The organism is Anabaena sp. 4-3 (assembly GCF_001597745.1).
GTDB lineage: Bacteria > Cyanobacteriota > Cyanobacteriia > Cyanobacteriales > Nostocaceae > Trichormus.
Map to the genome: position 1 here is coordinate 136,438 of NZ_LUHJ01000026.1, position 13,470 is coordinate 149,907.

Below are 13,470 nucleotides of genomic sequence, written 5' to 3' on the forward strand. Positions count from 1 at the left end.
ACTGAGTTGGCTAAAAAATCATCTCTAGTAACTGTCAGGGTTTAGCAATGCTAAACCCCTACTACCAACGGCAACGCCCTATAACTAACGATATGCCACTTGTGGGCCTGACCAAATTTCTGTCAACTTGTTACCATAAGTAACAGGCTGATCCGCTTCTGTTGTGGCTCCCGTCTTACCATCCTCAGCTACTTTTACCAAAGGCCAGTCTTCTGCCCCGATTTCCCCGGCACGGAACAGGACATGATCGGGTTCGTTTTTACTCCAACCTAACAAGACGGCAATTTTTTCATGCTCATCTTCGGTTTGTGCCGGTGCAACTGTGCTAGTTTGGTTTTTCTGGCTATCCCAAATCACTGCATGATCTGTAGAATCACCGGTGTTAAATACCCCTTGAAACTTGCGTGCTAGGAAGCGATCGCTCTTTTGAGACCAACTCACAGGTACTAATACCCCAATTTTGCCATCGTTAGGAGATTCTGCGGCTACTGTTTCCTGCTGATGTAATAGCGGATCTTTCACAATAGTTGTGGAAGCCAATATCCGTAATTTCTTGGTTGCCCTCTCTTCTACAAACAGAACACTATTCACTCTGCTATTGTGCATTTCCGGTTTCACTTCCAGTTCTACCCGGCTATAAACCGCATACTTCCCATCAGGAGACACTACTGGTACACTCCGGTAATAACGCACACCCGAAACACCTTTAGAAGTCAGGGTTTCTTGTGTAGATACAATCCATTTCCAAGGAATGGGATGAGGACTACCTATAGGATCTTCTGGTTCTGCTGTGACTGGTAACGATTGTTCAACTCTCGGAACCTCTTGAGTTGCATCCGGTTCTGATAGTTGAAGACTTGGCATAGTTGGGGCTGCTGCCAATAAATTATTATCTGGTTTTCCCCTCTCGTTCTCTTTTAGTGAATCGAGAACAACCGCATCGTTTTTAGCATAAAAACGTAATTGAGTAGGTGGTATCTTTGTCAGTGGTGCTAGTTCCACTGCGGCTAATTGATCAACATTATCCTCACTGCTGGAAAGAGGTGATTTTTTAGCTAACAAAGACTCAAAATTCTCTGTTGGTAATGCCACCTGTGTTTGCGGCAGTACAGTTTCCTGTTCTCTACTGCTGGAATTGTTTTGCTCTGTAATGATGAATTCAAATAAATCTGATTCACTAACAGTAGCTATCTCCTGTGATGCACCATCAGATTCTTCTGTCTCAGTAGTCATCTTGGCTATGACTTTTGATTGCTTGGCTGAACTAGAATTACCTGATGCTGCCACTAACGGAGCAATGAGCATGAAAACAACAAAATAATTGAGAAATGGTTGGACGCGGAACCATCCTGACAGCAAGAGGGGTTTAAGCATGGGCGGACTCTCCAGAGGGGCGGTTGCTGTGTGAGGAGCAATATTTATTTCAGAAGAAAACAGGTGTTGATTACAGGTATAACAACAAACTCAAACTTTTAACGAGATCAAGACGAAAATTTTTTAAAATTTGGGCAATTTTACAGAAATCGAGTATCTCCTTTACATCTTGTTATCAAAGTTAAGGGTTTTTACAGAAAAATCCGCTACCAGAAAAAACAGCATATTCACTATTAAATGACTAGCTGAAATGATATGTTGCTGCTTTTGTCACTTAACCACCAACAAACAGTGGCCTTGCTCAAAGAACACCAAATCTATATAGTTGGCTCAAGAAACAGATAGCCCAAGGTAGAGCATCATTACTGAACTGTTAAGAGTAAGTCAGCTACAAACAATCTCTTGTTGCTACTTATGACAGCAGTGCAGACCCTGATAAGGCTTTCGTGAGGCGTTCGTGGAACAGTTGGAAAAGCTGACGCACAACATATAATACTAGAAAAACGCCTTGAGCATCTACCATAAGGTAGAAATTGCTATGGGAGTTTTTACAATTGCGCCTTCTTACTGTATGGCCTAGCCATTGACGCATCGCTTCGCGAACACGATTCAGGTTTCTGCTTCTGCCTCTTACGAGTATTTTGCAACTGCCCTATGATTAGGTATATGTGGATCTAGTTCCCCTGGCAATGGAAATAATTTGTTCAATATTTTAGCTAGGGACTATGTACAAATTCAATAACCTACAGCTTGACACTCCCCCTACTCCGCTTCTCTACGAGACGCTTGCGCGAACGCTAAAGTAGGGGGATTCTTGGTTCATCCAGTCGGCTTATTTACACTTGTTTCCAAGTCTAAACAGAGGTCGTTCTGTCCCCAATTTTTGGGATTTTCAGGGTGTTACTGGTGGGCTTTCAAACTTCCCACTATTTTATGTAATATTAACTCTTGATGAAATATTTAATTACATAAATATTAATGAAAGTCGTATTTTTTGGCACACCTCAGTTTGCTGCTCCCACTCTAGAAAAATTATTGAATCATCCAGAATTTGAGGTTTTGGCGGTTGTCACTCAACCAGATAAACGTCGAGGACGTGGTAACAAACTGACACCTTCACCCGTGAAAGTTGTCGCCACTAATCACAATATCCCAGTGTGGCAACCCCAGCGAGTGAAAAAAAATGCTCAAACTCTCACACAACTCCAGCAGCTAGATGCGGACGTATTTGTTGTAGTTGCCTATGGGCAAATTTTGTCACAAAAAATTTTGGATATGCCCAAGTTAGGCTGTGTGAACGTGCATGGCTCGATTTTACCTCAGTATCGGGGGGCTGCGCCGATTCAATGGTGTTTGTATAACGGTGAACCGGAAACCGGGATTACGACAATGCTGATGGATGCGGGGATGGATACAGGAGCGATGTTACTCAAGGCTACTACACCGATTAGCTTATTAGATAATGCTCAGGATGTAGCTGCAAGGTTGTCAGAAATTGGTGGAGATTTATTAATTGAAACATTACTCAAGCTACAACGCCAGGAAATTACACCAATTCCTCAAGATGATGATGCAGCTACTTACGCATCTTTAATTACTAAAGAAGACTATGCTTTAGATTGGTCAAAGAGTGCCATACAATTGCACAATCAAATTAGAGGTTTTTACCCCAATTGCACAGTAACCTTTCGGGAGCAAACTATAAAAATTACTGCTACCCTTCCCCTGGGTGTTGCTGACATTGACAGTCTACCCCCAGAATTACAAGGAATATATCAAAAATTACCTGATTTATCAAATCTATCTGGTAGTCCAGGGGAAGTAGTCAGCATTGCCAAGGGAATAGGCGCGATCGCTCAAACTGGTGCCGGACTGCTGCTATTGCGAGAGGTGCAGCTAGCCGGGAAACGTCCCCAGTCTGGATGGGATTTTGTCAATGGTACACGTCTCACTGTTGGAGAAGTGCTAGGTAATGGTAGTTAGTCTTAGATGCTAGTATTTCTACTTCCCTACTCCCCATTTCTCACTTAAAACTCAGAATGGTCTGAGATTTCATAAAAATGACAAGATTCACAAGGGCCATGGGGGTTGACTGCACAGCGAAGAATTTCCGAATGGGCGTTATATTTACAGCTAGCATCCCCAATTACCCAACGCCCAGCGACTAAAGTTTTTTCTGCTGGTCTTTGAGCAGATTGTACATAAAGGGCGATATTGTGCAACCGATAACGCCCTGATTTAAATTGATATCTGTGGCGACGTTCTAAAACTGCGTAGGTTTTACCTTCAAAATCAAGGTAGTTTCCGGGTTGGGGTGTCCAATCAAGTTGTAGTTTACCAAGGGTACGACGGGGATGGGTCTGAATCACCTCGGTTGGTAAAGAGTCTGGCTCCATAGGTTTGTGTGATGTGGTTTACATTATAAAAATGGTATCGTAGCAGCCTACCCTAGCTAGCTGGAAATCGGGAGGAGAAAATCGGGAGTAGGGAGTCAGGTATATTCGTTTTGCATCGTTGCTTGTGGGTTTTGCCTGTGATGGAGGTGTAACTGTAGTGAATTTTCCTCTCATACCTACTATCTTCATCGAGAGTTAAAAAACTCAAATTTTCTACTGCTACACTATATTGTAAATAATTTGTTAATTGTTAATATAACGTTACAACTTTGGCAAAATTGCTCATCGATAGATGAGTCTCAATCAGTAGCATAGAGAACTACTAAGTTGAGGTTTTGAATTCAAGTAACGCTTCATATATGTTTACAAATCGGCTAAATCTCTGATTGGGTGATGAGGAGAAATACGAGGCGGAAATGTGGCTATTTTATAGGAACAGAGAGAGATTGCCGAAAAGTGAATTTTGAGAAGTGCCTATTAAATTGTTTAAAGTTATGTAGCCTTTTACTTACGCCGTATAAGCCACTGCGGTAAACTATGCGTTGATTATGATTCTTTCACAGATAAAGAACACTGGAAAGGAGCCGTTTTTTCAATGTCTCATACCGTAAAAATCTACGATACCTGCATTGGCTGCACCCAATGTGTCCGCGCTTGCCCGACTGACGTTCTGGAGATGGTTCCTTGGGATGGCTGCAAAGCTGCTCAAGTTGCTTCTTCCCCCCGTACAGAAGACTGTGTAGGCTGCAAACGTTGTGAAACTGCTTGCCCCACCGACTTTTTGAGCATCCGGGTTTACCTGGGCGCAGAAACGACTCGCAGTATGGGTCTAGCTTACTAAGGAATTAACTGCTAATTCCTGATTTAGTTGACCATTCAGTGCCTCGATAGCAAACAACTTTAGCATTGTAGGGTGGGCGGCGATCGCTCATTCTACAATGTCAAACTGGAAAAATATGAATATACTTCTTGACACAGGGGCTAACAGCTCCTTTTTTTGTGGAACTCGATATTTAGATCAGCATCTATACTTGATGTAATTATCCTGAACAGGTGGTGTGAGTAATGTGTGGCATCGTTGGGTATATAGGCACTCAAACAGCGACAGAAATTTTATTAGCAGGGTTAGAAAAACTAGAGTATCGGGGATATGACTCCGCCGGAATTGCCACGGTTTGGGAAGGAGAGGTTAATTGTGTCCGCGCTAAAGGGAAACTCTACAATCTTCGTTCTAAGCTGGAACAGTCAGCAACACCAGCCCAAATAGGCATCGGACACACACGCTGGGCAACTCATGGTAAACCAGAGGAACATAACGCCCATCCGCATTTAGACACAGCTATGCGGGTTGCTGTTGTTCAAAATGGAATTATTGAAAACTACCGCGAGTTACGCGAGGAACTGAAACAGAAGGGGCATCAGTTCCGTTCGCAAACCGATACAGAAGTGATTCCCCATCTAATTGCAGAATATTTACAGCATCTTCCCTCACCTTCTCACCCCCTCACCCCCTCTGACTTTTTAGAGGCAGTGCGCCAAGCTGCCAATCATTTAGAAGGGGCATTTGCGATCGCCGTCATTTCGGCTGACTACCCCGACGAGTTGGTTGTGGTGCGTCAGCAAGCCCCCTTAGTGATAGGATTTGGTCAAGGTGAGTTTTTCTGTGCTTCTGATACCCCGGCAATTGTCGCCTATACCCGCGCCGTACTCCCCCTAGAGAATGGCGAAATAGCCCGCCTCACACCTTTGGGAGTGGAAATTTACAACTTTGCTGGCGACAGGTTGAAAAGACAACCCCGAATGCTCAACTTGAATCCCACGATGGTAGAAAAGCAGGGATTCAAACACTTCATGCTCAAAGAAATTTATGAGCAACCGGGAGTAGTCAGAGCTAGTTTAGAAGCATATTTTGATCATGATACCGTTAACCTAGACTTACCACAGGATTTTTACGCAGATTTAGAGCAAATTCACATCGTCGCCTGTGGTACAAGTTGGCACGCTGCCTTAGTGGGTAAACACTTACTCGAACAACTAGCGGGAATTTCTACCCAGGTACATTACGCTTCTGAGTATCGCTATGCCCCATCACCCCTGACAGCCAATACCTTAATTATTGGTGTCACTCAGTCAGGGGAAACGGCTGATACCCTAGCGGCGTTAGCAATGGAAAAAGAACGCCGCCAAGGAAAAGAAGCGAAATATCAGGCGCGACTTTTGGGGATTACCAACCGCCCAGAAAGTAGCCTCGGTTTGATGGTTCCCCATATTATTAATACCCTAGCCGGAATTGAGATTGGGGTAGCGGCGACAAAAACCTTTATTGCCCAGTTGATGGCGTTTTATGCCTTAGCATTGGATTTAGCGGCTCGTCGCCAGACACTACCACCGGAAAAACTCACAGAAATTATTCAAGGCTTGCGCCAGATTCCCAAGGAAATTGAGGCGACATTAGAACGTCAGGAAGAAATCACCGAACACTTAGCCCATGAATTTGCGGAAACCAAAGATTTTATCTTTTTGGGTAGAGGGATTAACTTCCCGATAGCATTAGAAGGGGCGTTGAAATTAAAAGAAATCAGTTATATTCACGCTGAAGGTTATCCGGCTGGGGAAATGAAACACGGCCCGATAGCTTTGTTAGATGCTAAAGTTCCGGTAGTAGCGATCGCAGTTCCTGGTACTGTGTATGAAAAGGTGATTTCTAACGCTCAAGAAGCCAAAGCCAGAGATTCCCGGTTAATTGGGGTGACTCCTGTGACAGATGGCGAAGCCGCAGAAATCTTTAACGATTTACTCCCAGTGTCATCAGTGGATGAATTGTTATCTCCCATCCTCACAGTCGTACCTTTACAACTGTTGGCTTATCACATCGCCGCCCGTCGTGGTTTGGATGTCGATCAGCCTCGGAATTTGGCAAAGTCAGTAACTGTAGAGTAAATGAATACCAGATATTAAGTAAAATTTGGGAGAATAAACAGATAATTTCTGAATGTGATGATAATATTATCACATCCAGGAATATTTTTTTTGGCGATGTCAAAGAAGCGGAGAAGGTTGTAGCGAGCCTGTTACACCAGAAGTAAACTCTGAAGCAGTCGCAGAGATGGATACGGCACTGCACCATCAGTGAAGAAATGTCAAAGTTTTATCAACCTGCATAAATCTCCTGATTGAGATCGATAAATATATATCAGGCAATACAGTTGAGTTAAGGCTACAGACAACTTGTGAATCAAAAACAAGTTCGTACTCAGGACTTTAGTGCTGATTTTATCTGCGCCCTTGGTGCTGACTACAAACCAGCAAAAGTTAATACTATATTTTCTTAACTGAACTGTATTTCTGTATTAGGTATTAAGTCTTTCTCAGCATAAAAAAACGAGTCTTAAACAGGCTCTATCTTTTCATGCGTGAAACACAATTACCTATTAACTAAACAACCACATTGCTACAATTAGGAACAATTATGTCACTAGCACACGTTAAATCTTTCTACGAAAGACTCAACAATGATGAAGCTTTCCGCGCACAAATACAAAATGTAAAAAATAAGGAGGAATGTAGTCAAATAGTGAAAGCTCATGGCTACTATTTTACTCAAGAAGAATTTGAGGAATATACAATCGAAGTTTTAGAATCAGCTAACGCTGAGGATGAACTCAGAGCAATCAGTGACCAAGAATTAGCTGCTGTTGTCGGTGGCAGAGCAGCACAACCACTGTACGGTGTTATCATCCCTCCTTACCGACTGTAGAAATATTTGGCGAAGTCAGGGAGACGACTTCCTGACTTAAACATTCAAATAGTTACAGTGCTGGCTAAAAAATTAGTTTATAAAAATTAAATATTATCAACTAATCATTGATTTTTATCAACAAAAAATTGAGGTATTTTTATGAGTGACCGCCGCATTAGTTATGCTGTTTGGGAAATTACACTAAAATGCAATTTAGGCTGTCAACACTGTGGTTCTAGAGCAGGTCACACAAGAGCCAAAGAACTTTCTACAGAAGAAGCTCTGGATTTAGTCAGACAAATGGCTGAAGTAGGAATTAAGGAAGTTACTATTATTGGTGGTGAAGCCTTTCTTCGTCCTGATTGGTTAGAAATTGCCCATGCCATTGACAATGCTGGTATGCTTTGTGGGATGACGACTGGTGGCTATGGTATCACCTTAGATACAGCACGTAAAATGAAACAAGCCGGAATCAAAAAAGTTTCTGTATCAGTTGATGGTTTAGAAGCAACTCATGATCATCTCCGGGGTAGACAAGGTTCTTGGCAATGGGCATTTAAAACAATGAGTAATCTTAAAGAAGCAGGGATTACCTTTGGTTGCAATACTCAAATTAATCGCCTCTCTGCGCCTGAATTTCCCCAACTTTACGAACACATCCGTGATGCTGGTGCTGTTGCTTGGCAGATTCAGTTAACTGTACCAATGGGTAATGCTGCTGATAATAGCCAAATTTTATTACAACCTTATGAACTGCTGGATGTTTATCCAATGATTGCTCGTGTGGTGCAGAAAGCTAGACAAGAAGGGGTAAACGTAAATGCAGGAAATAATATCGGTTACTACGGCCCCTATGAGCGTTTGTTACGCGGAGGAGATGCTTGGTCATTTTGGCAGGGATGTAATGCAGGACTAGCTACTTTAGGTATTGAAGCTGATGGTTCTATTAAAGGTTGTCCTTCACTACCCACCACAGCCTACACCGGTGGAAATATCCGCGACTATTCTCTGCGAACAATTATTGAAGAAACAGAACAACTAAGATTTAATCTGGGTGCTGGTACTCCCAAAGGGACAGAACATTTATGGGGTTTCTGCAAAACCTGTGAATTTGCAGAACTTTGTCGCGGTGGTTGCAGTTGGACTGCTCATGTTTTCTTTGACAAAAGAGGTAATAATCCTTATTGTCATCACCGTGCGATCGCTCAATCAAAACAAGGAATTAGAGAGCGAGTATATATTCAACGTCAAGCTAACGGTAATCCCTTTGATAATGGCGAATTTGCTCTTGTCGAAGAACCCATCAATGCACCTTGGCCAGAAAATGATCCCCTTCATTTTACCGCCGATAAGATTCAATGGCCAGAAAGTTGGGCAGAAGAACCAGAGTTAGTTATAGCTTCAGTTAATTAAATTAAACAGAAGATTTAGAAATTCTACTTACTTCATTAATATGTCTAATACTGATTTGATTCCTCCTCAAACCGCAAATTTTACAGAACTAACACCTGAAATTGTCGATGGTTCTCAGAAAAATCCTGCTGTACAGGTAGACTCACCACAACCTTTATTACCTCGTTCCGCCTGGTCTAGTAATGTGGCTTATTTGCGTGCCATGTTTAAAGTTAAAAAGGCTTTAGATCGCATCGAAGCTGAAGCAGGTATCAAACTCTAATATACACATTTTGCACCAGTTTATTGATGATACTTTTCGTAGGGTGAGCATTGCTGGTAATTTGCTAAAATCCTGATTTTTGAGTAGTTGGCAATGCCCTCCTATTCTAATTAATAATGGTGCAAAATATCAGGAGAAGCAATTACTAGCATTTTTTATCTTGATTATTCTTCATAAAATAACTTTTTTCCAGTATTTGCTTAAGTGCCGTTGCGGATATTTGCCGATTAACCACAAGGCGAGGAATTTGATAGGGATTTTTCAAACAATTGTAATTTAAAGTTTCATTATTATATAAATACCCAGATAAATAATATTTTTCCACAGATGATTCTACCTGTTTATTAGTAGCTCCAAAGGGATAAGCAAAATGAGATGCTACTTGTTGATTTGGGTCTAAGTCTTGTGTGCATTTTCTTAAAATTATTCTTGCTCTTAACAATTCATTGATTAATCCTCGTCGTGATAATTTAGTTACATCTTTATGATTTAATCCATGAGATTGAATGTCATAAAATCCTGCTTTTAAACCTTCCCTTAAGTCTTGACATCCTAGCTTAGTCGCATTACTATCTCGCTGATTAGACAAATGACCAGGATTGATAAATAAAACAACTTTTACCTTGGTTTTATATTTATTTTCTAGCTTATATAGAATAGGCAGTAATTTAGTATGTACTGATTTATAACCATCATCAAAAGAAAGCATGATAGGCTTTTGTTTTTTACGGTTTCCCGGAATTGGCTGAGATTTGGTTAAGAAAAAATCATATAATTCTTGAGTTGTGAGAAACCAGTAATCATGAATAATTAAATATTCTAAAAATTTTTCTAATTCTTGTTTGGAGTAGTGCATTTCTGCTGTTTTAATATTCATATTAGTATCTACAATGCCATGAAATCCCAAAATAGGAACTACAGGCTCGGTGTATTCAAAATTGAGCAGTGCAAAAGAAATAATAGAAATTAGAGCTAAACTAAAAGGTAAATTTTGAGTTTTTGTAGTTGTCACTGAGGTCTACTGGTTGTTATTAATTATTTTGCTATTGGTATTATCTCAGAGGATGTTTAACAAGTATTGTGATTAACACTAACATTCAGGTTTTCGCAGCCCAGGAGGTAGGCTACCGGGTGGGTTAAGCCTGAGTAACTTGTAAATACCCGGTGGGAGACTTTCCAAGACTGATGTCATTTTTACATCTGTCTTCAGTGGAGGTTTATATTTATGTCTTTTGCCAGGTTAATCTCTCAAGGGAATTTATTAAATTTTGTAAAGCAGGTGTTAGTGATAACTCTGGCAACTGCTTGTTCCAAAAGTAATCGGAGACGTTATGACTTACACTACCAACGAACAAGCAAGAAAGTCTGTAGAACAATTCCGCCGCTTTGATGCTGATACACAGTTAGGCTTGCTGTGGTATGGCTATTTAGACATCAAAGATTCCTTAAGCCCAACCACCAATCAGCCTTCTGTAACTACTCCGGCTAACGCTTTCTTTGATCAAGTGCGAGCATTACCCCAAAAACAACAACTGCAAGTACAACGTGATATTGTCGCTTGTGCAGATACAGAGATTAGCCATGCCTATAAAGCTTTAAGTTCTAGTGCCAAGTTAGAGTTATGGCTGAAGCTGGCACAAGGGATGGAAAATGGCACTATCATAGGAGTCCCTGCTGATTATGAATTGCCATCTCAAACAGATAACTTTGTGAATACAGTCAAGGGATGGGATTTTGAGCAAAGGGTTGACTTTTTACGTAGCGCAGTCGATGAGATGGGTGCTAGATAAATGTTTGGCAATTAATCAGCCAATTGTGGTGTGAGACAATCCGGTATTGGTGGTTTCTCTCAGGGACTTCCAGATAAAAAAATATCCAAAATGTAGGGTGTGTCAGTACGAGAAACCCTAGTTATACCAAGAAAAGATTCATACTGACGCACTCTACTAACTAACAGTCGATGGGGATAATTTATTTTTTGGTGTTCCCTAAACAGGAACGGCCAAAAATACCGGCGGCGTGAACATTGTTTTTCAGAAAAGGTGTTCTTTGAGGGTAGCGATCGCATATGGTTTGTGATTGCTGCTCTTTTTGATTGCAGATGTATAGAGATGTTGCACAAATGTCTGAGCTTGATCCACTGAGTCAAAACACCTTTAAAATAAGAAGACATTCTTGGCAAATTAATTACTAAACTTGCTTGTATCTGGGGGTATGAATGAGCCGTCCAATCATTCTTGGTATTGTTGGTGATAGTGCTGCTGGCAAAACCACACTGACTAAAGGAATTGCTCAGGTTCTTGGCCCGGAAAATGTCACGCTGATCTGTACTGATGACTATCATCGCTACGACCGCCAGCAACGAGCAGAAATTGGAATTACTGCTCTCCATCCCGACTGCAACTATTTAGATATCATGCAGCAGCACCTATCGCTGCTACGTACAGGTCAGCCAATTCTCAAACCCGTTTATAGCCATAAAACAGGTACTTTTGAGGCACCCCTGTACATTAAACCGAAGAAATTTGTTATAATAGAGGGTTTGCTAGGTTATTCTACTCGTGCTGCTCGTGAATGCTACGATGTCAGAGTTTATCTTGCGCCGCCAGAAGACTTACGTGCTAAGTGGAAAGTTAAACGAGATACTCAAAAACGTGGCTATTCTCCAGAAGAAGTATTAGCAGAATTAGTAAAACGAGAACCAGATTCAGAGCAATTTATTCGTCCCCAACGGCAATGGTCTGATATAGTAGTTAGTTTCTATCCACCGCATGGTGCAGAAGATGAAACCAACGGACACCTCAACGTGCGTTTGGTATTGCGTCCTACTATTCCCCACCCGGATTTTACACCAATTATCAATTTGACTAATAATGATTCTGGGTCAGCGATTCGCCTAGGATTAGATCGAGATATGGGTAAACCCGTCGATGTGTTGGAAGTGGACGGTCATGCTACTTTAGAACAGGTGAATAAGTTAGAACATATTCTCTGTAATGATATACCTAACTTAAAAAATCTATGCGATCGCGACAGCAACCCAGAAATCGGTAAAGTCGCCGGCACAACTGGGGAAACCCTGCAAAGTTACCCCTTGGCGTTGACACAGTTAATTATCACTTACCACATGCTCAAAGCAACGCAGATGTATCAGTAACTCGATAAAAATCAAACATGGATAGTTGGAAAGCCTATGGTTTAACAGTTATTGCGCTATTTCTCAAAATGTTTGCCACTGTTCTCATTCAGGCTTATGGCAGGTTCAAGTCTAACAGTTTTTCTAATCCTGAAGATTTGGCTATTGTCAGCAATATTTTGGGAAGAAAAGATGCTGCATCAAGTGACGATGAACTCGTACGTCGCGCTCAAAATGTTCTTCGCAATGATGGGGAGAACATTCCTATTTTTCTCTTTTTGGCGATGACTTATGTTCAGCTAAATTGTTGGCAAACAGGTGTATTAATCTACTTTCCGCTATTTGTGGCATCTCGGATACTTCATACAGTAGCCTACATTCGTGCAATTCAGCCTTTACGGAATATAGTGTATCAAGTGGGAATTTTGGTGATGTTTGCTCTATGTAGTCATATTGGTGGGAAGATTTGGGTGAGTTAGGAGGGTGCGTCAGTACGAATAATTTCTGATTGTGTTGGGATATGACTGTCGCACCGTTAGCGATCGCTAGATTAACCCAAAATACAACCGCTACGAGGGGGCAGCGTTAACGTCAACTGCTGGGTTTTTCCTTCACCTTGCCATTGAAATTCTGCATTGCCGTATAAAAGTTGGTTGGGTTGAGTCTTTAAACTGGTAACATTAAAGTTAACCTGGGCTGATGCTGTCCCTGCGTTCACTGCAATCATCAATTCTTCATTCCCTAAAGTGCGGGCAAAAATGTACAATTCTCCCCGCGCCCAAAGAACTGTGTAGTCACCTGTACGTAAAGCTGGATAAGCATGACGCAAAGCAATTAACTGGCGGTGAATATCATAAATTTCTCGATTCCAGTTAGCTTCTAGGGGAAAACCACGACGGGAATCAGGATCTATTGCACCGGGTAAACCCACTTCATCGCCATAGTAAACACTAGGCGCACCAGGAAAAGTCAACAATAATAGAGTAGCTAATTCTACACTGGCTTGATCATCCCCAGCAATAGTAATTAACCGTGCCGTATCATGACTGGCGAGTAAGTTGAGTTGAGTTAGCTGAATTTCCCAAGGGTATAGTTGCAGTAATTCCTGCATTTTACTGGCGTATTCAGCCGCAAATAGGGGCGGGTAGGG

Annotated in this window: 13 protein-coding genes; 9 read left to right on the forward strand and 4 right to left on the reverse strand. The window is 41.5% G+C overall.

The window, feature by feature from the left end; all coding sequences use genetic code 11:
* Nucleotides 1–84: 84 nt before the first annotated feature.
* Nucleotides 85–1,374 (reverse strand): hypothetical protein, encoded by a 1,290-nt coding sequence (locus A3775_RS07190; protein ID WP_066424360.1) that lies wholly within the window; start codon nucleotides 1,372–1,374, stop codon nucleotides 85–87.
* A 978-nt stretch (nucleotides 1,375–2,352) separates the two neighbouring features.
* Here A3775_RS07190 and fmt point away from each other — a divergent pair.
* Nucleotides 2,353–3,357, forward strand: coding sequence for a methionyl-tRNA formyltransferase (gene fmt, locus A3775_RS07195; protein ID WP_066424362.1), 1,005 nt, complete (start codon nucleotides 2,353–2,355; stop codon nucleotides 3,355–3,357).
* Nucleotides 3,358–3,401: 44 nt separating this feature from the next.
* Here fmt and A3775_RS07200 read toward each other — a convergent pair whose 3' ends face one another.
* Complete coding sequence (locus A3775_RS07200; RefSeq protein WP_066378037.1) at nucleotides 3,402–3,770, reverse strand: DUF6464 family protein; 369 nt, start codon at nucleotides 3,768–3,770, stop codon at nucleotides 3,402–3,404.
* A 595-nt stretch (nucleotides 3,771–4,365) separates the two neighbouring features.
* Between A3775_RS07200 and psaC the strand changes: the two genes are divergently transcribed.
* The 5 genes from psaC to A3775_RS07225 all read left to right on the forward strand — a co-directional run bounded on the left by psaC (nucleotide 4,366) and on the right by A3775_RS07225 (nucleotide 9,184).
* Nucleotides 4,366–4,611, forward strand: a complete 246-nt coding sequence (psaC, locus tag A3775_RS07205) for a photosystem I iron-sulfur center protein PsaC (RefSeq protein ID WP_010997613.1) — start codon at nucleotides 4,366–4,368, stop codon at nucleotides 4,609–4,611.
* Between the two features lie 224 nt (nucleotides 4,612–4,835).
* Nucleotides 4,836–6,710 carry a glutamine--fructose-6-phosphate transaminase (isomerizing) gene (gene glmS / locus A3775_RS07210; protein WP_066378033.1) on the forward strand — a complete coding sequence of 625 codons (1,875 nt, stop codon included), beginning with the start codon at nucleotides 4,836–4,838 and terminating at the stop codon, nucleotides 6,708–6,710.
* Between the two features lie 529 nt (nucleotides 6,711–7,239).
* Nucleotides 7,240–7,527 carry a Nif11-like leader peptide family natural product precursor gene (locus tag A3775_RS07215; protein WP_066424364.1) on the forward strand — a complete coding sequence of 96 codons (288 nt, stop codon included), beginning with the start codon at nucleotides 7,240–7,242 and terminating at the stop codon, nucleotides 7,525–7,527.
* 141 nt (nucleotides 7,528–7,668) lie between these two features.
* On the forward strand, nucleotides 7,669–8,922 hold the full coding sequence (locus A3775_RS07220; RefSeq protein ID WP_066424366.1) for a nif11-class peptide radical SAM maturase 3: 1,254 nt from the start codon (nucleotides 7,669–7,671) through the stop codon (nucleotides 8,920–8,922).
* A 40-nt stretch (nucleotides 8,923–8,962) separates the two neighbouring features.
* Nucleotides 8,963–9,184: a hypothetical protein gene (locus tag A3775_RS07225; protein WP_066424368.1), complete on the forward strand. Its 222-nt coding sequence runs from the start codon at nucleotides 8,963–8,965 to the stop codon at nucleotides 9,182–9,184.
* A 145-nt stretch (nucleotides 9,185–9,329) separates the two neighbouring features.
* Here the strand turns inward: A3775_RS07225 and A3775_RS07230 are convergent, their stop codons facing one another.
* Nucleotides 9,330–10,196: a polysaccharide deacetylase family protein gene (locus tag A3775_RS07230; protein WP_066424370.1), complete on the reverse strand. Its 867-nt coding sequence runs from the start codon at nucleotides 10,194–10,196 to the stop codon at nucleotides 9,330–9,332.
* Nucleotides 10,197–10,515: 319 nt separating this feature from the next.
* Here A3775_RS07230 and A3775_RS07235 point away from each other — a divergent pair, with 319 nt between their 5' ends.
* From A3775_RS07235 to A3775_RS07245, 3 genes are all read left to right on the forward strand, one after another.
* Nucleotides 10,516–10,974, forward strand: coding sequence for an orange carotenoid protein N-terminal domain-containing protein (locus tag A3775_RS07235; RefSeq protein ID WP_066377975.1), 459 nt, complete (start codon nucleotides 10,516–10,518; stop codon nucleotides 10,972–10,974).
* A gap of 428 nt (nucleotides 10,975–11,402) precedes the next feature.
* Nucleotides 11,403–12,341 (forward strand): phosphoribulokinase, encoded by a 939-nt coding sequence (locus A3775_RS07240; protein WP_066377971.1) that lies wholly within the window; start codon nucleotides 11,403–11,405, stop codon nucleotides 12,339–12,341.
* A gap of 17 nt (nucleotides 12,342–12,358) precedes the next feature.
* A complete protein-coding gene (locus A3775_RS07245; protein WP_066377968.1) occupies nucleotides 12,359–12,799 on the forward strand; it encodes an MAPEG family protein in 441 nt (146 codons plus the stop codon).
* Nucleotides 12,800–12,870: 71 nt separating this feature from the next.
* On the opposite strand, the gene A3775_RS24970 is transcribed toward A3775_RS07245, so the two are convergent.
* Nucleotides 12,871–13,470: alpha-amylase family glycosyl hydrolase (locus A3775_RS24970; protein ID WP_231866961.1), on the reverse strand; the 600-nt coding region annotated here is incomplete at its 5' end.